Annotated in this window: 21 protein-coding genes; 15 read left to right on the top strand and 6 right to left on the bottom strand. The window is 63.6% G+C overall.

Translation table 11 applies throughout. The features are described 5' to 3' along the window. The first annotated feature begins 18 nt into the window (after nt 1-18). The 5 genes from AC1D1F_RS04475 to AC1D1F_RS04495 all read left to right on the top strand — a co-directional run bounded on the left by AC1D1F_RS04475 (nt 19) and on the right by AC1D1F_RS04495 (nt 4,339). A complete protein-coding gene (locus tag AC1D1F_RS04475) occupies nt 19-1,047 on the top strand; it encodes a tripartite tricarboxylate transporter substrate binding protein (protein WP_477677616.1) in 1,029 nt (342 codons plus the stop codon). Nucleotides 1,048-1,053: 6 nt separating this feature from the next. Beyond that, nucleotides 1,054-1,887 carry an amidohydrolase family protein gene (locus AC1D1F_RS04480; RefSeq protein WP_477696107.1) on the top strand — a complete coding sequence of 278 codons (834 nt, stop codon included), beginning with the start codon at nt 1,054-1,056 and terminating at the stop codon, nt 1,885-1,887. 75 nt (nt 1,888-1,962) lie between these two features. Further along, entirely contained in the window at nt 1,963-2,124 is a 162-nt protein-coding gene (locus AC1D1F_RS04485; protein WP_007863796.1) for a hypothetical protein, read from the top strand. A gap of 164 nt (nt 2,125-2,288) precedes the next feature. Continuing rightward, the gene (locus tag AC1D1F_RS04490) at nt 2,289-3,320 is read left to right on the top strand and encodes a hypothetical protein (RefSeq protein ID WP_477675741.1); all 1,032 of its coding nucleotides are present in this window, start codon (nt 2,289-2,291) and stop codon (nt 3,318-3,320) included. Further along, nucleotides 3,317-4,339 (top strand): hypothetical protein, encoded by a 1,023-nt coding sequence (locus tag AC1D1F_RS04495; RefSeq protein WP_477696078.1) that lies wholly within the window; start codon nt 3,317-3,319, stop codon nt 4,337-4,339. The genes AC1D1F_RS04490 and AC1D1F_RS04495 overlap by 4 nt, the downstream gene beginning before the upstream one ends. 40 nt (nt 4,340-4,379) lie before the next feature. Here AC1D1F_RS04495 and AC1D1F_RS04500 read toward each other — a convergent pair whose 3' ends face one another. Then, entirely contained in the window at nt 4,380-5,276 is an 897-nt protein-coding gene (locus AC1D1F_RS04500) for a LysR family transcriptional regulator (RefSeq protein ID WP_477696077.1), read from the bottom strand. Between the two features lie 153 nt (nt 5,277-5,429). Here AC1D1F_RS04500 and AC1D1F_RS04505 point away from each other — a divergent pair, with 153 nt between their 5' ends. The 5 genes from AC1D1F_RS04505 to AC1D1F_RS04525 are packed head-to-tail and all read left to right on the top strand — an operon-like array spanning nt 5,430 to nt 9,552. Continuing rightward, on the top strand, nt 5,430-6,098 hold the full coding sequence (locus AC1D1F_RS04505; RefSeq protein ID WP_477675738.1) for an RraA family protein: 669 nt from the start codon (nt 5,430-5,432) through the stop codon (nt 6,096-6,098). A gap of 8 nt (nt 6,099-6,106) precedes the next feature. Beyond that, nucleotides 6,107-6,769 (top strand): RraA family protein, encoded by a 663-nt coding sequence (locus AC1D1F_RS04510; RefSeq protein WP_477696076.1) that lies wholly within the window; start codon nt 6,107-6,109, stop codon nt 6,767-6,769. Beyond that, entirely contained in the window at nt 6,769-7,383 is a 615-nt protein-coding gene (locus tag AC1D1F_RS04515) for an RraA family protein (protein WP_477675736.1), read from the top strand. The genes AC1D1F_RS04510 and AC1D1F_RS04515 overlap by 1 nt, the downstream gene beginning before the upstream one ends. Next, a complete protein-coding gene (locus AC1D1F_RS04520) occupies nt 7,374-8,603 on the top strand; it encodes a pyridoxal phosphate-dependent aminotransferase (protein ID WP_477675735.1) in 1,230 nt (409 codons plus the stop codon). Before AC1D1F_RS04515 ends, AC1D1F_RS04520 begins: the two co-directional genes overlap by 10 nt. Nucleotides 8,604-8,628: 25 nt before the next feature. After that, a complete protein-coding gene (locus AC1D1F_RS04525; RefSeq protein ID WP_477675734.1) occupies nt 8,629-9,552 on the top strand; it encodes an amino acid ABC transporter substrate-binding protein in 924 nt (307 codons plus the stop codon). 123 nt (nt 9,553-9,675) lie between these two features. Here the strand turns inward: AC1D1F_RS04525 and AC1D1F_RS04530 are convergent, their stop codons facing one another. Beyond that, nucleotides 9,676-10,704 (bottom strand): LacI family DNA-binding transcriptional regulator, encoded by a 1,029-nt coding sequence (locus tag AC1D1F_RS04530; protein ID WP_477696075.1) that lies wholly within the window; start codon nt 10,702-10,704, stop codon nt 9,676-9,678. Nucleotides 10,705-11,221: 517 nt separating this feature from the next. On the opposite strand from AC1D1F_RS04530, the gene AC1D1F_RS04535 reads away from it, so the two are divergent. The 5 genes from AC1D1F_RS04535 to AC1D1F_RS04555 all read left to right on the top strand — a co-directional run bounded on the left by AC1D1F_RS04535 (nt 11,222) and on the right by AC1D1F_RS04555 (nt 18,196). After that, the gene (locus AC1D1F_RS04535) at nt 11,222-12,511 is read left to right on the top strand and encodes an ABC transporter substrate-binding protein (protein ID WP_477696074.1); all 1,290 of its coding nucleotides are present in this window, start codon (nt 11,222-11,224) and stop codon (nt 12,509-12,511) included. A 139-nt stretch (nt 12,512-12,650) separates the two neighbouring features. Further along, a complete protein-coding gene (locus tag AC1D1F_RS04540) occupies nt 12,651-13,640 on the top strand; it encodes a carbohydrate ABC transporter permease (RefSeq protein ID WP_477675731.1) in 990 nt (329 codons plus the stop codon). A 10-nt stretch (nt 13,641-13,650) separates the two neighbouring features. Next, nucleotides 13,651-14,706: a carbohydrate ABC transporter permease gene (locus AC1D1F_RS04545; protein WP_477675730.1), complete on the top strand. Its 1,056-nt coding sequence runs from the start codon at nt 13,651-13,653 to the stop codon at nt 14,704-14,706. A 15-nt stretch (nt 14,707-14,721) separates the two neighbouring features. Further along, nucleotides 14,722-15,723 (top strand): ABC transporter ATP-binding protein, encoded by a 1,002-nt coding sequence (locus AC1D1F_RS04550; RefSeq protein ID WP_477675729.1) that lies wholly within the window; start codon nt 14,722-14,724, stop codon nt 15,721-15,723. Nucleotides 15,724-15,766: 43 nt separating this feature from the next. Continuing rightward, nucleotides 15,767-18,196: a glycoside hydrolase family 31 protein gene (locus AC1D1F_RS04555; RefSeq protein WP_477675728.1), complete on the top strand. Its 2,430-nt coding sequence runs from the start codon at nt 15,767-15,769 to the stop codon at nt 18,194-18,196. Here the strand turns inward: AC1D1F_RS04555 and AC1D1F_RS04560 are convergent. The 4 genes from AC1D1F_RS04560 to AC1D1F_RS04575 are packed head-to-tail and all read right to left on the bottom strand — an operon-like array spanning nt 18,193 to nt 21,117. After that, entirely contained in the window at nt 18,193-18,912 is a 720-nt protein-coding gene (locus AC1D1F_RS04560; RefSeq protein WP_477675727.1) for a nucleotidyl transferase AbiEii/AbiGii toxin family protein, read from the bottom strand. The genes AC1D1F_RS04555 and AC1D1F_RS04560 overlap by 4 nt on opposite strands. Further along, nucleotides 18,899-19,438 carry a hypothetical protein gene (locus AC1D1F_RS04565; RefSeq protein ID WP_477696073.1) on the bottom strand — a complete coding sequence of 180 codons (540 nt, stop codon included), beginning with the start codon at nt 19,436-19,438 and terminating at the stop codon, nt 18,899-18,901. The genes AC1D1F_RS04560 and AC1D1F_RS04565 overlap by 14 nt, the downstream gene beginning before the upstream one ends. Nucleotides 19,439-19,493: 55 nt before the next feature. Then, the gene (locus AC1D1F_RS04570) at nt 19,494-19,847 is read right to left on the bottom strand and encodes a hypothetical protein (RefSeq protein ID WP_477675726.1); all 354 of its coding nucleotides are present in this window, start codon (nt 19,845-19,847) and stop codon (nt 19,494-19,496) included. A gap of 49 nt (nt 19,848-19,896) precedes the next feature. Continuing rightward, entirely contained in the window at nt 19,897-21,117 is a 1,221-nt protein-coding gene (locus AC1D1F_RS04575; protein ID WP_477675725.1) for a XylR family transcriptional regulator, read from the bottom strand. Nucleotides 21,118-21,208: the final 91 nt, after the last annotated feature.

The raw sequence follows: 21,208 nt of genomic DNA on the forward strand, positions 1-21,208 counted from the left end.
CTGGAACCGGAGAAAACCATGCCACACCCAAGCAACAAGCCTTCAACTGCAGCGCAGCCGCTGAACCGCTCACGCCGCCTCATGCTGCAGGCCACGGGCGCGGCCGTCGCCGCACCCTGGACCTTTGCCGCCCATGCCGCGGGCCAGATAGCCGGCGGCAAGCCGATCACGCTGGTTGTGTCCTATGCTGCGGGCGGCGGCGCCGACCTGATGGCGCGGTTGATCGCACCGCGCATGGCGGAGTTCCTGGGCCAGACCGTGTTGGTCGACAACAAACCCGGCGCCGGCGGCCAGATCGCCGCGACGCAGGTGGCGCGCGCCGTGCCCGACGGCACGCAACTGCTGGTCGATGCCTCGTCCTTCGCCGTCAATCCCGCGCTGTATCCCAAGCTGCCCTACGACACCGACACGGCTTTCACGCCTCTGGCCGTGTTGGCGCAGTTCCCCAACGTGTTGGTGTGCACGCCCGGTTTTGAAGCCAAAAATGTCAAGGACCTGATACGCCTGGCCAAGGCCAAACCGGGGCAGATCGCGTATGCCTCCTCCGGCAACGGTTCGGCCCAGCACCTGGCCGGTGCGCTGTTTGAGGACCTGGCAGGCGTGAAGCTGGTGCATGTGCCTTACCGCGGCGGCGGTCCGGCCATGAACGACGTGATGGCCGGCCAGGTGCCGCTGTTCTTCGCCAACGTGGCCTCCTCGTTGGGGCAGATCCAGTCGGGCCGGCTGCGCCCGCTGGCGGTGACCAGCCGGCGCCGCACGCGCTCGCTGCCCGACATGCCGACCATGGAAGAAGCCGGCGTGCCGGCTTATGAGGTGCTCGAGTGGAACCCGGTGCTGGCGCCCGCCGGCATAGACGCCAAATCCAAGGCCGCGCTGGTCGCCGCCATCCGCAAGACCATGGCCGACCCCGAAGTGCTGGGCCGCATCCGCAGCCTGAGCGGCGAAGCTTTCCCTGAGGGCCCCGAAGCGCTGACCCAGGCTTTCCTCAAGGCCCAGCAGCTCAAATGGGGCCGCATCATCAAAGACCGCAAGATCACCACGGGTTAAGCGGTGCTGAGCTTCACGCCCGACCCGGTGGCGTCCGGCTGGGACAGCCACGTCCACGTCTTTGACGCCGCCGCGGCTGTCGCGACTGGCCATTACCAGCCCGCGCACCGGCCGCTGGCCGACATCGAGCAACTGGCCCAAAGCCATGGCTTCGGCCACCTGGTGCTGGTGCAGCCCAGTGTCTATGGCACCGACAACAACGTGCTGGTGGACGCGTTGCGCGCCGGCGGCGGGCGGCACCGCGGTGTGGTCGTGCTGCCGCCTTCCATCGGCGATGCGGCGCTGCAAGCCATGCATGCGCTCGGCGTGCGCGGTGTGCGCTTTAACCTCGTGTCTCCCGTCGGGGACAGCCTGAAAGCCGGGGAGGGTGACGGCGCCCGGGATAGCTTCCAGGCCCTGGCGCCGCGCCTGCGCGCGCTGGGCTGGCATGTGCAGTGGTATGCCGCGCCCCAGGACCTGCCCGTGATCGCGGCCCTGCATGCGGCCAGCCCGATACCGGCGGTGCTGGACCATCTGGCGGGGATGCACGCGGGCGTGGCCGCGGATCACCCGGCCTGGCTGGCGCTGGAGCAGCTCGCCGCCCAGGGCGCCTGGGTCAAGCTTTCGGGCTGGTACCGCCTGGGCGCGCAGGCGCCGTACGAGGCGCTGGACGAGGTCATCCGCAAGGTCGCGGGGCTGTTCGGCAGGCGCCTCGTCTGGGGCTCCGACTGGCCGCACACCGCTTTTGCGCCCGACGCGCTGCCTGCCTATGCCAGCACCTGGGAGCCCGTGTCGCGCGTGTTGACGGAAGCCCAAAAGCAGTGCGCCAGGGAGCAGGCGCCGGCTTCCCTGTACGCCTGATCAGGCGCTACCGGGGCTAGGGCCCCGGAGTGGCTTAAAATCACGGGCTACGCCATTTTTAACCCGGAGTCTTCCATGCCCAAGAAAATCAGAGTCGAAGCCGACATCTGCGCCCCCAAGCCAGTCCCTCCCAAGGGCTACACCATCACGACCGGCCGCGGCCAGAAGATCAGCCTGGAGCGCGGTTCGCACACCCGCAGCAAAAAGAACCCAGGCAAGCGCCCTCACCAGGGTTGAGCCGGTTTGCCGATGCGGCCCCAGGCCGCATCCTTGAAAAAAGCGCCTCTTCAGGCGCTTTTTTCATGGCCAAAATGGCTGGCGTCCGGTGAATTGGGTTCGATGCGGTATCCAATCCAGCTAAAAAACTCCTCTTGATGGAAGACGGCCATGATGTTTAATCCATGGATAACGTCAACGGGGGAGTACTGAAAATGTTGTCCAGAATTGCAGTTTTTTTGGCATTGATCCTGGGACTTGGATGTTTTTCCATTTCAAGCAGCCAGCCAGTTGCAAAACCCGTCGTAACAATAAATCCCTGGGTGCCGCACGCATTCCCCGTGGCGATTTACCGCAACATCAGAGCGGATCATTTGAGTCAAATGCTGGTTGATTCATTTTCGGAATTCAATTTTTCCCTGCTTGCTAAAAGAAAAGATGCGGATGACAGCACGGTCTTCCAGTTCTCCTATCCCATGGATAAGAACGGCAAATCCGGAACCGTGATTTTTGAATTCAAGGTCGACGGCACCGTTGTCAAGAACAAGTGCATGAATTGCTTCTTGCGCAGGGGACGAATACTGAATGAAAGGGACATGGGGAAACTGCCATGGATGGCCCAGTACGATCTCAGCAGCCGGCTCTACCCGGACATCGATCAGGCGTATGCGTCGATTAAAAACAAGTCGCAGAACTACCTGGATCCCCAACACGGGTTTGAGTACAAAAACATGTGGAGCGGGGAGCGTAACCGCCCGGGTTACGACAACTCCTACGTCAAGGTCAAACTGCCGGATCTGAAGCGGGAGGTAGCCCGTGCCTTCACGGAGTCCGGATTCATTTTGCTGCGTGACAGCAATCCTGCCGCCGATGCGGCTGATTCGGTTCTGGCGTTTTCATTCCCGATTGACAGCGACAGTCCCAATGGTGTGGTGTATTCGATTCAATTCGCAAGCCAGTTTGATGCCGACGACTTTTGTTTCCCTTGCGAAACAGTGCGGCTGTATGACCCCTATCAAACACTGCAGCCCGCTGGTTTGTCCGCCATGTCCGGCAGGCTGACACTGGCTTCGCGGTTTGAGTCCGGACTCAATGGCGCCTACGAGAAAACCAGGGCGTCAACGGAACGGTATCTTCGGCCGGGAACGCAGTACATTCGGCCGCCAAAAGCTGCTTCGCTGGGCTCCGCACGGCCACCACCACCTCCTCCAACATGAGTCTGCGCTTGCTGGTTGGTCCAGCCAATCACGGCCCGCTCCTCTATGGGCCGTGGTTTGACAGGCTGTTCCTCTTTGGCACCGCCGGCATCGCGCTGGTCCTGGGCGCTTTGGCAACCATCTCGCCCGCGATGTTTGTGGCGGTGGTGCTGGTCGACGTCTGGCTGTTCGCCAGTCCCCACGTCATTGCCACCTATACCCGCATCGGGTTTGACAAAGCCCATGTCAAAAGGCACTGGTTCCTGATTTTTGGGTTGCCGCCCATCGTGCTTGTCGGGGTCACGATGGTGGCCCTGGCCTATGAGTTGGGTGGCTTGTTTACTTTGTATTTCATCGCCCAGACCTACCATGTCACCCGGCAGTCCTTCGGCATTGCAAGGGCATACAGAAGGGCCGACCCGCAAGCCGCGGGACCGGATCGTCTGGCGGAGAGCCTGATCTACCTCTTTCCGCTTTGGGGCTTGATGCACCGGTGCACAACGGCCCCTGAATTCTTCTATGGCTACCCCATCTACCTTCCTCCTGTCGACGCCGCGCTGACAGGCGCAACAGGCATCGTCGCCGTCTTTTCGTGCGCGTGGTGGGGGTACCGGCAGCTGCGCCTTGCGCTGGCCGGGCGGCTCAACGCGGGGCATTGCCTGTTTGTGGCATCGCACCTGCTTGTCACCGCGGTTGCCTACCTGTGGGTCACCGACATCACGTCGGGGTGGCTGGTGGTGAATATCTGGCACAACCTGCAATACCTGCAGTTTGTCTGGCTGCAGAATGTCCGCCGTGACGCACAAGGGCCCATAGCTACCCAGGAGCTTCAACGCCTGGTGAAGCCATTCAAAAATGCGGCCAAATACCTCGCCGTATGCCTGGTGCTGGGCGCGGTGATGTACGAAGCGCTCTCGGTGGCCGGCCGGCAACTGATCTGGCTGGGCTTGCCCACCGTGTTCATCTTGCATTTCACCGTGAATTTCCACCACTACCTTGTGGACGGCGTGATCTGGAAAAGGCCTAAGTTCGCTGCTTGATGCATCCGGAGCAGGCGTACGTGGTGAATGCGAGTTTGCGTCAAGCCTGCGCCCAGCCTTGGGCAATCTTCACAAGGGCATCCACCGACGCATTCGGCCTGTGCCTGTTCCAGGCAACCGCGATGGTCACAACGTCGACCGCATCCCGCAGCGGCTTGATGCTCACCCCTGTTGTATTCATCTTCCCCAGCGCGGAAGGCACGACGGCCACGCCCTGTCCGCACGCCACAAATGCCAGCTGGGACGCGACCGACATCGCTTCGTGAAGAATCCGGGGGGAAAAGCCGGCATCCCTGCACGCGGTCACCACGTCGTCGAAGTATGCGGGGCTGATGGAGCGGGGGAACAGCACGAAGTTTTCCTCCGAAACATCCGCCAGCTTGATCGACTTGTGCCTTGCCAGTTTGTGGCCGGACGGCAGGGCCACGGCCAGCCGGTCCTTGATCAAGGGCACCGCGGTCACGGCGCCGTAGCTGCCGTTTAGCCGGACAAACGCGACGTCCATGTCGCCGCTCTCCAGTGCGGCGAGCGCGCTGGCTGTGTCCGCCTCCTTTAGCGAGACTGTGATGCCCGGGTGATCTTTCTTGACGAGTTCAATGATCTCGGGAAGCACATCGAACATCGCCGAGGTGATGGTTCCCACTGTCAGCACGGCGGTGCGGCCGCCCGTCGCCTCCCTGACGGAAAGCTCAAGGCGCTGCACCTGCTCCGCAAATTTCTGCACGGCTGGAAGAATCGCCAGCCCGGCCGCCGTCAGCGTCACTCCACTTTGCGAACGCTCAAACAGCCTGGCCTTCAGGGCATGTTCCAGGACCTGTATCTGCTTGGTCAGGGGCGGCTGGGACATCCCCAGGCGCTTGGCCGCCTTTCCGAAATGGCGCTCTTCCGCAACCGCCAAAAACAGCCACAGATGCCGAAGGATTCTGAAGTTGATCATTTCGATTCCTTTTGTGTATGGATTCAATAGTCTCAAGGCAATAGACACCCCTCTTCAAGAGAGAGAGACTGATGTCATGCAAAGGAATCGATTTGATCCATTGCAAGAAAAATGTAGCCGAAACAGCGCAGACATCCAACTTCAATCCAACACATGACCGAAGAAAAACTTCTCCAGCGGCTCTACCAGCTCGACACGAACACCGTCTCCGACGCGCTTGATTTCCTTGAACTCAAAGGCGCCACTTTCGGCCTGCGCCCTCTCTGGAACTGTCCCAAGATCGTCGGGCTCGCCACCACGATCCAGCTGGGGCCCAAAACCGATCCCCGCGCCACGGTCCACCCCATCACGCCCGTGATCGCCGAGGTCAACTCGGCGAACCGCGTCCTGGTGATTACAGGGGGACTTGAAGGCATCTCCTCCTGGGGCGACCTGGTGGCGAACGCGTCCCAACTGAAAGGCATCAAGGGCACCGTTCTCGACGGCGTCTCGCGGGACATCGAGGGCAGTGAATCCATTGGCTACCCCGTTTTTGGGCGGGGCATCACGATGATCAGCGCCAGGAACAGGGTCGCGCAAATCTCCTCTGGCGAACCGATTCAAGTGCAGGGCGTGACGGTCCACCAGGACGACTATGTGATCGCCGACCGCTGCGGAACCGTGTTCGTTCCCGCCGGCCGTATTGAGGAAGTGGTCGCCCTGGGCGAAAAGATCGCCGCGCGGCAGGATGGCATGGTCCAGGCCATCCGCGCCGGCCGCTCCGTCTCCGAAGTCATGCATGACAAGGAGTTCGCCGCCATCGTGGTGGAGAAACAAAAATGAGCATGGAAATGAGTATCGAAGACAAAGACCTTGTGGCGCTGTTCGAGGGCCTGGATACGCCGGGTGTGTCGGACGCCATGGACAGGCTCGGCCTCCCAGGTCAGTGCCTGGGCATCGCGCCCTTGGCCAACTACGCCAAAACCGTCGCTGGCCCGGCCTTTACGGTGCGCTACGTTCCAACCAGCAACCCGCCCGGCACGGCCGGCGACTTTATTGACGACGTGGCCGAGGGCGACTTCGTCGTTATCGACAACAGCGGCCGGACGGATTGCACGGTCTGGGGCGACATCATGACCCAGGTCGCCGGCACGCAGAAGTTCGCGGGCACCGTCATCGACGGCGTGTGCAGGGACGTGATGAAAGCGATTTCCGACGGCTATCCCATGTTCACCCGGGGGCGCTATATGCGGACCGGGAAAGACCGGGTCGAATTCCTGGAAGCGAACGTCCCCGTCTCCATAGGCGGCGCCCGGGTCAGGCCTCGCGACATCGTTGTGGCCGACGCGAACGGCGTGGTCGTGGTGCCGCGGGAGAGAGCCAGGGAAGTCGCCGAGGCGGCCCAGAAGATTGAAGGCGTTGAGCGGAAGATCAGGGAGGAAATTTCCGGAGGCAAGACGCTGAAAGAAGCCCGGGCGGCTTTGGGGTACCACACCCTGCAAAGGAAGGCCTGATGAACTCCAAGCTGTTTGCAACGGCCGGCGAGCTCGGCTCTTCGACGCTTTTCGAGGCATCGGGCCTGAGATGCGCACTGGACCGGAATATTCGTCCCATCCGCCCCGGCCAGGTGCTCGTAGGCGAGGCCTATCCGCTGTCGTGCGCACCGGGTGACAACCTCGCCATCCACATTGCCCTGGAAAAAGCGCCGGCGAACAGCGTCTTGGTCGTCGACGCCAGTGGTTTTGTCGCCGGCTACTGGGGAGAGGTATTGACCGTCGCCGCCCAGGCCAGGGGCATCGCCGGACTGGTCATGGACGGCGGCGTGCGCGATATCGCGGCCATGAATCGGCGGAGTTTCCCCGTTTTTACGAGAGGAATTTCAGTCCAGGGAACGGCCAAGGCAAGGTTTAACTCCGTCGGGGAATCCATTCAGATAGCGGACTGCGGTATTTCCCGGGGTGACCTGGTGGTCGCCGACGACGATGGCGTCGTGGTGATTCCCCGGATGCACGTCGAACGCGTCATCAGCGCCGCAAAGGAGCGCGCCGGCAAAGAGGCCCTGATGATGGAACAGCTCGGAGCAGGCGCCACGACCCTCGAACTTCTGGGCTTGCAGAAATGGCGCTAGAAACTACCCTGGCGGATGGCGGCCCGCTCAGCGCACGGCTGGCGGCCGTCCAGCCGTCCGCGACCTACGGGATGCTTGCGCGGGCCGCCGCGCTGAAGGAATCCGGCCGCGATGTGATCTCGCTGAGCGCGGGAGAGCCGGACTTCGACACGCCTGCCAATATCCGGGAAGCCGCCATCGCGGCCATCAACGCGGGCCACACACGCTATCCGCCGGTTGCGGGGATAGCACCTCTACGTGCGGCCATCGTTTCAAAGTTCGAGCGCGAAAACGGCTTGCGCTACGGCGCCAACGAGACCATGGTGTCGAGCGGCGGGAAACAGGTCATCTTCAACGCCCTGATGGCAACGCTCGATCCGGGCGACGAGGTGGCCATTCCGGCGCCTTACTGGGTGAGCTACCCCGAAATCGCGCTGCTCTGCGGCGGCCGGCCCGTGATCATCCCGACCCGAATGGAGAACGGCTTCAAGCTGGCGGAGAAAGATTTACGTGCCGCGCTCACACCCCGGACCAAATGGCTGATCCTCAACTCCCCCTCGAATCCCTCGGGCGCGGTCTACAGCCGGCAGGACCTGCAGGTGATCGTGAATGTATTGCGGGACTACCCCAAGGTACTGGTCATGTCCGATGACATCTATGAGCATCTCGTCTTTGACCAGCAACCCTTTCACACCATTGCCCAGCTCGGAGAAGACATCCAACGCCGGACCTTGATCGTCAACGGCGTCTCAAAAGCTTACGCGATGACCGGCTGGCGGATTGGCTATGGCGCCGGGCCTGAGTGGCTTCTAGGCGCAATGGAAAAGATCCAGGGGCAACAGACCTCCGGCGCCAGCTCGGTCTCGCAGTACGCGGCCCTCGAGGCGCTCAACGGGCCGCAAGATTTCATTGCGCTTGCCAGGAAATCCTACGAGCGAAGAAGGGATCTCGTCGTTTCGATGCTCAATACGGTCCCTGGACTCAGCTGCATCAAGCCGGAAGGCGCGTTCTACGCCTACCCCTCCTGCGAAGGGTTGATCGGCAAGAAGACGCCGGATGGCGCGCACATCGCGGATGACGAAACCTTCGCCAATCAGCTCCTGCTGCAAACCGGTGTCGCGGCGGTTCACGGCAGTGCCTTTGGCCTGGGCCCGCATATCCGTGTCGCCTTCGCCGCGGATGACCAACTGCTGGTGGAAGCCTGCAATCGCATCAAGCACTTTTGTTCGTCCCTCACCTAGTTTTTACCTGCAACCTGGAGCACTTATGAAACGACTCAAACCAACGGCATTGCTGGTCGCCGCGGCGATGTTTGCAATGCCTGTCCTTGCGCAGGTCAGCACACTGGAGAAGATGCGAACCACCGGCAAGCTGACGATGGGGGTGAGGGACGGATCCGTCCCGCTGTCGTATACGCTGGGCGACGGAAAGTACGTGGGGTTTCACATTGATATCTGCCAGCAGATCATCAATGCCGCCCGGCGACAACTCAACCTGGGCATGATCGAAGTCGGCTACCAGCTGGTCTCGTCCCAAAACCGCATTCCACTCGTGCAAAACGGCACGGTTGATCTTGAGTGCGGTTCCACGACCAACAACGCGGCACGGCAGAAAGACGTCGCATTCGCCGTGACAACCTACATCGAAGAGGTTCGAATGGCTGTCAGGGTCGATTCGGGGATCACCTCCATAAGCCAGCTCAACGGAAAGACAGTCGTCACGACGACGGGTACCACCTCGGTGCAGCACCTGCGGAAACACAAGAGGGCTGCAGGCCTGGACTTCAAGGAAATTCAGGGAAAGGACCACCAGGACAGTTTCCTGCTTCTGGAGACCGGCCGGGCCGATGCCTACGTCATCGACGGTGCCATGCTGGCAAGCCTGATCGCCACATCCAAGACACCCAGGAACTTCGCGGTGGTGGGAGAAGTCCTGAATGTGGAGCCCATCGCCATCATGATGCGAAAAGACGATAAGGAACTCAAAAAGATAGCGGATGAAACCATCCGGTCCATGGCCGCGTCGGGCGCCCTGCGCGACCTGTGGACGAAGTGGTACCTCAAGCCCATTCCGCCAAAAGGCGTGGCCATAGGCCTGCAAACCCCCGAATCGATCAAGGCAGCATGGGCCAAACCCAATGACAGGCCGATGGAGGACTACCAGGCGGCGCCGGCGGCGGCGAAACCCTAACCAGTCCCTCCCAAGGGCTACACCATCACGACCGGCTGCGGCCAGAAGATCAGCCTGGAGCACGGTTCGCACACCCGCAGCAAAAAGAACCCAGGCAAGCGCCCGCATCAAGCCTGGCCAGTTTCAGGTCTCGAGCGCAGCCGCCATGCGGTGCGGCATGAGGCGTTCGCGCGGCGCTTCGCCGCCCCACAGGCTCAGCATCAGGTCCACGATGACCGGTCCGAAATCCTGATGCGGAATTTCGACCGAGGTGAGCCACGGGGCGAGCCAGGCATTGATCGGGTTGCCGTCGATGCCGACCAACTCGCAATCGGCGGGCACCCGGATCCCGCTCTCGCGGGCCACGCGGTGCAGCCCATAGGCGACCTGGTCGCTGATGCACATCGCGCCACGCGGCCAGGCGCCGGGCGCCGCGAACTGGGCCCCGGCGGCGTAGCCGATTTCCAGATGCGAGATGCCCGGGGCCTCCACCCGGCGGATCCGGTCGGCTGACAAGCCTCTTGCGCCGGCCCGCTCGCAGAAGCCCTGCACGCGTTCCCTGGTCGTGGACGATCCGCGCGACGGAAATACCACGGCCGGCGCGTCGATGCCGCGGTCGAGCAGGTAGTCTGCGGCGGCGGCGCCGGCCGCCAGGTTGTCCGGCCCCACGAAGGCGCAGGTGCCGAACGGGCTGCGCCGGCTCACGAAGACTATCGGCGCACCGCGCTCCACGAAGTCGCGCAGGCCGGCACTGGGCTGGGCCGCGACCATCACGTAGCCCTGCACGACCTGCGAACGCATGGCGTTGAGATAGTCGTCCTGCAGCTCCGGCCGGTCGTGCGTGTCGCACAGGATCATCGTATAGCCGGCCTCGCGCAACGCGGCCTCGGTGGAGGCGGCCAGCGTGGCCATCACCGGGTTGTCGAGGTTGGCGGCCAGCATCGCGACCAGGCGGCTCTCACGGTTGCGTAGCGCGCGCCCCAACTGGTTCGGGTGGTAGCCCACGGTCTTGATCGCCTCGCGCACGCGCGCCAGCGTTTCCGGCGAAGCCCGCCGGGTCTCGCCGTTCACGATGCGCGAGACGGTGGAGATTGAGACGCCGGCCTGCACGGCGACTTCGCTCAGCGAAACCGGGCCGACGCCCTTGCGCCTGCGCGGGGTGTCGTCGGTCATTGGTGCTGGCGGCAGGCCTGCCGGGTCTGGACGCCGCAGCGAATGACGGGTTGGCGCGAAGGCCGGTCGTGCGGAGGGCCAGGCGGGAGTCCGGCGAGGGGAAAGCGAAGCATCGATGGGTCGTATTTTGGGAAAACAGGGGGTGACGGCGAGGGCCGACCGGTGGCGCGATTAGTGCGGGCCAAGACAAAACATATAACCGAGAAAGCCGCGACTGACAAGTATGGCAAACGATTGCCAAGCGTTGGCAAACGTTTGCCATAATAGCCAAAACCGCCAACGATCGCAACACAACGGCACAGGACGACATGGTTTTCACTTCCAGCAGCACGCACAGCGACGGCAAGTCCCTGTCGGTGCGCCTGCTCGATCCGTATCCGCGCGCCGAGGAAATACTGCCCTGCGCGACTGGCGCGAGACGCCCGCGGATTTCGCCCTTGCGCCGGCGGCTGACGCGCATTCATGAAGCCGACGACCGATCGGCCCCTCCCTTCCTTTTTTCCAGAAAGAGACAACCATGAACTTCCAGCTTCGTTCCCTCGCCAGGCGCGCCACGCGCGCCGGCCTCCTGGGCGCCGCCGTCGCCACGCTGGCCACCAGCGCCTTCGCCGACATCCGCGTCATGTGCTACCAGGACGGCAATGAATGCGATGTCACGGCCGACCTCATCAAGCGTTATGAAGCCCAGAACGCCGGCGCCAAGGTGATCCTGGATGTGGTGCCTTACAAGACGGTGGTCGAGCAGCTGCCGGTGCAGCTCGCGGCCGGCCAGGGGCCCGACATCGCGCGTGTCGCCGAAATCGGCGGCCTGTCGAAGAACTACATCGACATCAGCGCCCACGTGAAGGACCGCAAGTACTGGGAAGACAACTTCGGCAGCACCTTGCCCTGGATGCGCAACAAGGCGGGCGACAAGGGCATCTACGGTTTCCTGTCGCAAATGACCATGACCGGCCCCTTCGTCAACAAGACCTTATTCGAGCAGGCCAAGGTACCCATGCCCGGCCCCAAGGCCACCTGGGAAGAGTGGGCCGACGCAGCGCGCAAGGTGGCCAAGGCCACGCAGACCCCGGCGGCCATGGCCTGGGACCGTTCGGGCCACCGCTTCGCCGGCCCCGCCGTGAGCTACGGCGCGAAGATCTTCGACGCCAAGGGCAACCTCACGGTTGACACCGGCTACAAGACCGCCGTGGGCAAGTTCGTCGCCTGGCACAAGGATGGCACCATGCTGAAAGATGTGTGGGGCGGCTCGGGCGGCTCCAGCTATGCCGATGCGGTGGGCGAGTTCAAGAACGGCCGCGTGGTGATGATCCTGTCGGGTTCCTGGCAGATCAACCGCATGCAAAAGGAAATCGGCAACGCCTTCGACTGGGTCGCCGTGCCCAACCCCTGCGGCCCTGCTGCCTGCTCGGGCATGCCCGGCGGCGCGGCCTGGGTGGCGCTGAAAACCACCAAGTCCCCGAAGGAAGTGGGTCGCTTCCTGGACTTCATGGCGCAGGAGGCCAATGTCGCCGAATTCGCGTCCCGGACCAACAACATCCCGGCGCATGCCGGCGTGGCCAAAAAAGGCGTGGACTACCCGAGCGCCGGTCCGGCGGCGCGCGCCGCGCTGGGCGTGTTCACCAGCGGCACCGCCACCATCGCGCCGCCGGCCTACGCGCTGCAAGGCTACAAGTACAACCGCGCCCTGATGCTGCCGACCGTGACCCGGGTCACCCAGGCCATCGTGGGAGAAATCAGCGTGGACGAGGCCGTGACCAAGATCGGCACCGACATGGCCGAGGCGGTCAAACAAGCCGAGAAGTAGAACACCCCCGTGGCGCGCACTGCGTGCGCGCCTCCCCCCTTGCAGGGGGCGACACCTGCGGCCTGGCGGAGCCAGTTCCGCGCTGTCACTGGCATAAGGCAATGCGCTAGCGGCGTCATAGGTACAGATCGGAGTCGGTATGTCGGTTTTTTCGGCCTTCCTGGGCTTTTTGTTCAACCTGTTCGAGCCGGTCTTCCGGCTGGGCCAGAAATGGCTGGGCGCCTCGCGCATAGGCTGGTTGTTCGTCGGGCCCAACCTGGTGGTGATCAGCCTCTTCACCTTTTTGCCCATCGTGGTGAACCTGGTGTATGCGGTCACGGGCGGGGTGAACCTGCTGCCCACGCAGCGGCCATTCACCGGGCTGGAGAACTTCGCCATCCTGCTTGAATGCCGCGACTACACCGACCTGCAGACCTGCCGCACCGACATCTTCTGGCGCTCCATCGCCAACACGGTGAAGTTCAGCCTGATCCAGGTGGCCTTGATGGTGTTCTTCTCGCTGGTGACGGCCCTGGTGCTGAACCGCAAGATCATCGGCCGCGGTTTCTGGCGCGGCGTGTTCTTCTACCCGGTGCTGCTGTCGCCGGTGGTGGTGGCGCTGATCTGGAAATGGCTGCTGCAAAGCCAGGGCGTGTTCAATGCCGCGCTGGTGTCCATGGGCGCCTCGCCGATGGACTGGCTGCTGGACCGGCACTGGGCTTTTTTCTGGGTGGTGGTGGTGTCGATCTGGGCCCACATGGGCTTTTACACGCTGATCCTGCTGGCCGGCCTGCAGGCCATTCCGAAAGACGTTTATGAAGCCGCCGAGATGGACGCCGCGCCGCCGTGGCGTGTGCTGAGGCGCATCACGCTGCCGCTGCTCATGCCCAACCTGATCGTGGTGCTGGTGCTGGTGATGATCCGCGCGGTGCAGAGCTTTGACGAGGTGTTTGTGCTCACCGGCGGCGGCCCGGGCTCGGCCACCACCTTCATCGTGCAGTACATCTACCAGACCGGTTTCGCCGAGCAGATCCACCTCTACGGCCTGGCCGCCGCGGCCTCGCTGATCCTGGCCGCCGGCCTGATGGCCCTGACGCTCGCGCAACTGCGGCTGTCCAAAGCCGGCGAGGCCGGAAAAATCAAGAAGTAAGGAAAAAGCCATGGCCAATTTCTTTACCCGTACCCAGGGTCACAAGCACGGCGGCAGCCGCCTGCATTGGACCGACTGGGTCTCTTACGCCTACCTGCTGGCCGGCCTCATCGTGATGTTCGGGCCGGTGCTGTGGCTCGTGATGTCGTCCTTCAAGACCGAAAGCGCGCTCAGCCAGTTCCCACCGACCTTCCTGCCCTACAGCCAGAAGGAAGCGGTGGTGGCCGGTTACGACAAGCCCCTGCCGCTGTTCCGTGCCAAGGACGAACAGGGCAACATCCGCGAACTGGCCCAGGTGCGCCGCATCGGCCTGGTCGCCACCATGGTCGACCCCGCCGCGCCGCAAGCCGAGCTCCGCGTCAACATCAACGACCGCAAGCCGGTGAATGAACTCAAGTTCGCCGGCGGCAACTACACCGAGCTGTTCGGCAAGTTCGCCTTCGGCACCTACCTGTGGAACAGCGTGTTCATCACCGTGGTGGCGACCATCCTCACGTTGCTGTTCAACTCGATGGCGGCCTTCGCGCTGTCCAAGTACCAGTTCACCGGGCAAAAGACGGTGTTCGTGCTGATCATCGCCACGCTGATGATCCCGCCCACCATCATCCTGGTGCCGGCCTTCCTGGTGATCTCGGAACTGAACCTCTTGAACAACCTCTGGGGCGTGATCCTGCCCGCGGTGGCCACGCCCACCGGCGTGTTCCTGCTGCGCCAGTACATGCTGACCATTCCCGACGAATTGCTGGAGGCCGCACGTATGGACAACGCCAGCGAGTGGCGCATCTACTGGAAGATCATCCTGCCGCTGGCGGCCCCCGCCATGGCGGTGCTGGCCATCTTCTCCTTCATGTGGCGCTGGAACGATTTCCTCTGGCCGCTGATCGTGCTGTCCAAGTCTGAGCACTTCACCCTGCAGCTGGCGCTCAATGCCTTCCAGGGCGAACTCAACACGCAGTGGCACTACCTGCTGGCGATGACCGTGATCACCCTGATCCCGATCACCCTGGTCTTCGCCTTCCTGCAGAAATACATCGCGACCGGCATCGCCAGCGCCGGCGTCAAATAAACCAAGGACTCTCCCGTGGCCACTCTTGAACTCGCCAGCGTCGTCAAAACCTTCGACAAAGCTACCATCATCCATGGTGTGGACCTGACCGTTACCGACGGTGAATTCGTAGTCTTCGTCGGCCCCTCGGGCTGCGGAAAATCCACGCTGCTGCGCATCATCTCCGGGCTGGAGCCCGCCAGCAGCGGCGACATCCGTATCGACGGCCAGCGCGTCAACGAGGTCAGCGCCGCGCACCGCGGCTGCTCCATGGTGTTCCAGTCCTATGCGCTGTACCCGCACATGAGCGTCTACGACAACATGGCTTTCGGCCTGGAGAACCTGGGCGTGGCCAGGCCGGTCATCGAAAGCAAGGTCAACGCCGCCGCCGCCCTGCTGCAGCTCACTCCGCTGCTGCAGCGCAAGCCCACCCAGCTTTCCGGCGGCCAGCGCCAGCGCGTGGCCATAGGCCGCTCCATCGTTCGCGAACCCAAGCTCTTCCTGTTCGACGAGCCGCTGTCCAACCTCGACGCCGAGCTGCGCGTCTCCATGCGCGCCGAGATCCGCGACTTGCACGCCCGCCTGGGCGCGACCATGATTTACGTCACCCACGACCAGGTCGAGGCCATGACCATGGCCGACAAGATCGTGGTGCTGCGCGCCGGCCGCATCGAGCAGGTCGGCTCGCCGCTGGAGCTGTACAACCGGCCCTGCAACCAGTTCGTGGCCGGCTTCATCGGCAGCCCACGCATGAACTTCGTGCCGGCGGCGCAGCTGCCCGGCGCCAAACCCGGCGCCCAGACCGTGGGCATACGGCCCGAGCACGCGCGGCTGTCGGACGACGGTCCGCTGCAACTGGCGGTAACCCAGGTCGAGCAGCTCGGCAGCACCAGCATCCTGCACGGCAAGGTGGTACCCGATGCGCCTTTTGAACTGATCCTGAACGGCCAGACCACGATCAAGCGCGGCGACACCGTCAGCGTGAGCGCGCCCGCTGAGCAGCTGCATTATTTCGACGCCAACGGCCTGCGCCTTTGAGCGCCATGCCCGGCTGACCCCATTTCCCTCCGATTCCCCCACCATGCGCCTGGACCATCCCCCCGTATTCGCCCTGCAATCTCGCACCGACAACCACCTTGTGCTGACCAGCGACGGCGCCGCCGTGGCCCACATCTGGGTGCTCGAAGAGGACATCGTCCGCGTGCTGGTGCTGCCGCAGGGCCGGCTGCAGATGCCGCGCAGCTGGACGGTGGCGCCCGGCCTGGAAAACCTGCCCGTCGAAGGCCGCGACCGTTTCGACGTGAGCGGCTTTTCGCTGCCCGCGTTCGAGCTCAAGGAAGAGGGCGCACAACTGCAGATCACCACCGGTGCTGTGCGCCTGAGCATCGCGCTCAAAGGTTTTTTCTGCCACTGGGAAAGCCGGCACCAGGGCCGCTGGCAGGCCAGCGCCGCCGACCGTTCCACGCAAAGCTACAACTTCGGCTGGTGGGACGAAAAGGTCTACCACTACCTGCAGCGTGATCGCGGCGAGGCTTACTTCGGCCTGGGCGAGCGCGCCGGCGACGCCAACCGCGCCGGCCAGCGCTACCGCATGTGCAACCTGGACCCCATGGGCTACAGCGCGCGCAGCACCGACCCGCTGTACAAACACATCCCGTTCTACATCACACGAAAACCAGGTGATGGTGGCGAACAGGACGCGGGCCTTTGCTACGGCCTGTTCTACGACACCTTGTCCGACTGCAGCTTCGACATGGGCCGCGAGATGGACAACTACCACGGCCACTACCGCTACTTTGTGGCCGACCACGGCGACCTCGACCTGTATTACATCGCCGGCGACGGCCCGGCCGCCATCACGCGCCGCTACACCTGGCTCACCGGCCGGCCCATCTTCCCGCCGCGCTACGCGCTGGGCTATTCCGGCTCGACCATGAGCTACACCGACGCGCCCAACGCGCAGGAGCGCATGGGCGAGTTCCTCGAGCGCTGCGAAGAGCATGACATTCCCTGCGACTCTTTTCACCTCTCGTCGGGCTACACCTCCATAGGCAACGGCCGCTACGTCTTCAACTGGAATCGCGAGAAATTTCCCGACCCCGCCCGCTTTGTGAAGAGCTACCTGGATCGCGGCGTGCGCCTGGTGCCCAACATCAAGCCCGCGCTGCTCGGCAACCACCCGCACTTTGAGGAAGCCAGGCAGGCCGGCCTGTTGGTGCAAGACCCGGACGGCCGGCCCACCGCCATCCAGTTCTGGGACGGCACCGGCGCCTACCTCGACTTCACCAATCCCAAGACCATCGCGTGGTGGAAGCAGCAGGTCACGGAGCAGCTGCTCGACTACGGCATCCCCGCCACCTGGAATGACAACAACGAATACGAAATCTGGAGCGACAAGGCGCTGGCCCACGGCTTCGGCGCGCCGCGTGCCGCGCGAGAGGTGCGCCCGCTGCAGACCCTGCTGATGATGCAGGCCTCGCATGCCGCGCAGTCCGAGTTCGCGCCCGCGGAGCGGCCCTACCTGGTGTCGCGCTCAGGCGCCGCCGGCATGCAGCGTTATGTGCAGACCTGGTCGGGCGACAACTACACGTCCTGGGAAACGCTGCGCTACAACATCCGCATGGGCCTGGGCCTGGCGATGTCCGGCGTGTCCAACACCGGCCACGACATCGGCGGCTTCTCCGGCCCCGCGCCGGGGCCTGAGTTGCTGCTGCGCTGGGTGCAGCACGGCATCTTCCTGCCGCGCTTCAGCATCCATTCATGGAACGACGACAAAACCGTCAATGAACCCTGGATGTACCCCGAGGTGACGCCCCAGGTGCGCGAACTGATCCGCCTGCGCTACCGGTTCATGCCCTACCTCTACGACCTGGTGTGGCGTTACCACACTGCCTACGAACCCATCATCCGGCCGACCTGCCACGACTTCCCCGAAGACATACGCTGCCTGGAAGAAAACGACGACATGCTGCTGGGCGGCAACCTGCTGGTGGCCTCGGTGGTCGAGCCCGGCCAGACGCAGCGCCGCGTATGGCTGCCCGGCACCGGGGGCTGGTACGAAGTGCACACGGCGCGGCACTTCGACGCCGGCCGATCGGTGACGCTGGAGGCGCCGCTGGACGGCGCGCCTCCGCTGCTGGCACGCGAAGGCTGCGCCATCCCGCTGAACCTCGGCGAGATTCATTTCGCAAAAGTCGAAGACGTGCGAGGCTTCCAGCTGTTTCCCTTCAGGGGCGACGGCAGTTTCGAGGCCGCGTGTTTTGAAGACGACGGCCATACCCAGGCCTGGCGCAGCGGCGCTTATGGGCAGTGGCGCTTGCGGGTCGAGTCCACCGCAGGGGCTCTGCACATCGCGGTTCATCGTGAGGGCGCGCAGCCGCCTGTGCAAGACAGTCTCATCCTGCTGATGCCGGCGGCCGAGCAGCGTGTGCTGAGCTTTGCTGGCGCAACGTTGGTGCAAGACCGGCTAGAAGAGGCAGGCGCCTGGAGGTGGCTGACCCTGAAGCTCTAGTCCGGCGGCGGCAGTGCCGAAGCTTTTTGTAAAGCAACGTCTTCTTCAATACGCTCTTTAAGCCCGATGAAGTATTCCTGCATCTGGGCGATGGTGGGCGGGTCCGGCAGCAAGATGTCGTATCCCTCGTCCGATTCAGGGATCGAATCCTTGCACATCCTCTGCATGGCAATGTCGAACTTCATCGGAACACCAGCTTCTTCAAAAGCAGCGTAGAAGTCGGCAGGCTTGAAGTAATTTCCGGTGAGCAGGACATACATGTCCAGCCAGTCACGGGATTTGGTCCGGTTGGCGCACGCTATGCATTTCAGTTTGAAAATCTCGTGCAGCGTTGCCAGCCTTGGCCTGTGGTCCAGGCCCGGCAGCAGCAGGGCCGAGACCTCAGGGTCGGGGGCGATCAATGTCAGCTTGACCGTGCCCGCCACGATGTAGTCCTGCATGTAGTCCCAATAGTCCATGCCCGTGTCTTCAAACTCCCTGACCCCGTCAATGCTGTCATTCGCCACGAAAGGAAATCCGGCTTCGCCCGCCATCCGGCGCAAGCCCTCAATTTGCCGGCGAGGCAGCCGGGTTTGCGGAATCATGAAGTCCAGGTCTTCGCTGATCCGGTGATGGAGATGGATGGAGAGCGCCGTCCCTCCGACCAGCACAAACCCTCTCAAGCCACGGTTTTCCTTCAGGTAGTCCCAGAGTTGTTCGGTATCAGGCCTGAGCACGGGAAATGCCTTTCTCGATGTTGCGCAGCATCCTTGCAAGCGCCTCGCCTGAATCGGTGGATGCCTGGAGTTCACCCGTCGCGCGGAGGGCCAGTAGTTGCTCCTGGACAAAAGGGCTTCCGTACTCGAGCACCGCCTGGAGGACCGGCGCGTAGTTGCCTTTTTTCAGTGCGTTCCTTACAAGCGCCTCCGGCTTCGGGGACTGGCTCGACCAGGACAGGCCCCACCGCGGATCCGAGAGCGGCGGGTTGGCGGATGCTTTGGGCTTTCGGGGCGGAAGTGCGGGTGCTGTGTGACCCTGTTGTTCGCGCGCCCGCGTTCCCTTTTGCTGGATGACCAATTCCAGGCCTGCCGCCTGCGCGAGTGCCGCAAGCGTCTGGACTTCCATCGACCTTCTTTTCTTGGACCTGGACAAGGTCTCCGGTGCCAGGCCTGCGACCTCGGCCAGTTTTGACTGGTCCATGCCGACCCTCCTGGCTGAGGCCAGCACGGCTTCCAATAGCGATTGGTGAATGGCCTTGTCCATCAGGATGAGGGTAGGATAAATTGACTTAGAAGTCAATTCTCCTCTGGCACTGCCACTAGCCCGCGTGGCTCTGGACCTTGTAGACCAGCCAGGCGCCCGACTTCTGCTTGCGCAGGTGGAAGCGAACCGAACAATCGAAAAAATCCACACTGACTTCCGCTGGATCGGGGTCCAGATTGCCGGCCAGGCGGCGCAGGCGATTGCCGTTTGTCTGGAAGGGTGTGAATGCGGTCGGTGTGGCGCAACGATGCAATCGGGCTTTCCAGCCGGCGTCCGCGTCCACGCCTTCGATGTAGGCATGCGTCGCGGCGATGGCCTCCGCGGGGCGGTGTTCGCGCTTGACCCAGAAGGCAAGCAGCGCCGCAGCGGCGAAAGACGCGGCGGCGATGGCCGTCATGGCTTTGTGCATGGCAATCCTGGTTACCGCAGTTGGTGGATGGAAAACCCCGGGTGAGGCTTCAGCGCAATTCAACGCGCTTGGCCTCCCGCCATGCCACCGGCGTAGCCCCCACTTCGCGCCGGAACACGGCGTTCAGGTACTGCACCGAGCGGAAGCCCGAGGCCTGCGCAATTTCCGCGATGCCGGTGTCCGTGTGGGCCAGCAGCTCGAAGCAGTGTTCCAGCTTGCGCTGCAGGATCTCGTCGTGCACGGAGCGCTTGAGGTCGCGGCGGAAATACATCTCCAGCGACGAGCGCGACATGCCCATCATCTCGGCCACCTGCTCGGTCTTGATGCCCTGGCAGGCGTACTGGCGTATGTAATAGAGCCCCCGCATCACCGCCGGGCTGTGCTTGACGTCGCGCGCGGTCGACGCCCGGCTCTGGACGCCGGCCGGCGGGACCACCACGCGGGTGCCGCGAACCGGCGAGCCGCTCAGCGCCTGGTGCAGCAGCTGCGCCGCCCGGCGGCCCATTTCGGCCGTGCCCTGGCTCACGGAGCTGAGCTCGATGCGGGTGAGGTGCTGCCCCAGCGTATCGTTGTCGATGCCGATGATCGCCACTTCGTCGGGCACGGCGATGTCGGCGACGATGCAGGCCTGCAGCAGCTGGCGCGCGCGCGCGTCGGTGACGGCGACGATGCCGATCGGCTTGGGCAGGCTGTCCAGCCAGGCGATCAGCTTCTTGGTGGCGCTCCCCCAGGTGGGTGCGCTGGTGGCCAGGCCGCGGTGGATCTCGCCCGAAGCGCCGTTGCGCTGCAGCCATGCCGAGAAGGCCCTCTCGCGCTCCTGGGCCCAGCGGTTGAGCGGGGATTCCGGAAGGCTGTAGCAGGCGAATCGCGTCATGCCGGCTTCCACCAGGTGCTCGAGCGCGCGGGCGACCAGCAGCTGGTTGTCCGTGGCCACGTAGGGGACCTGGCCCGGGTAGCTGGCGGGATCCTCGTACGAGCCGCCGATGGCGATCACCGGGACATGGGCGCCCGCGAGCGCCCGCGCGACGGCGGGGTCGTCGTAGTCCGCGATGATGCCGTCGCCCTCCCACTCGTGGATGCCGTCCAGGCGGAAGCGGAAGTCCTCCTCCAGGAACAGGTCCCAGGCCACTCGCGTCTGTTTCACATAGTCGCCGATGCCGATGAGGATCTCGCGGTCGTAGACCTTGCTGGCATGGAACAACAGGGCCACGCGCAGGACTGCGGGGCCGTTTGTCCGGCCGGGCCGGCGCGGGGTCGGGCTTTTTGTCATGGAGGGCCGATCTTGGCACATCGCGCCAATTGCTGCGATGCAGAAAGAAATTTCGTAAGCCGCACTCGGCAATTTCGCAAGCCGCCGCGCG

The organism is Polaromonas sp. P1_H6 (assembly GCF_056405195.1).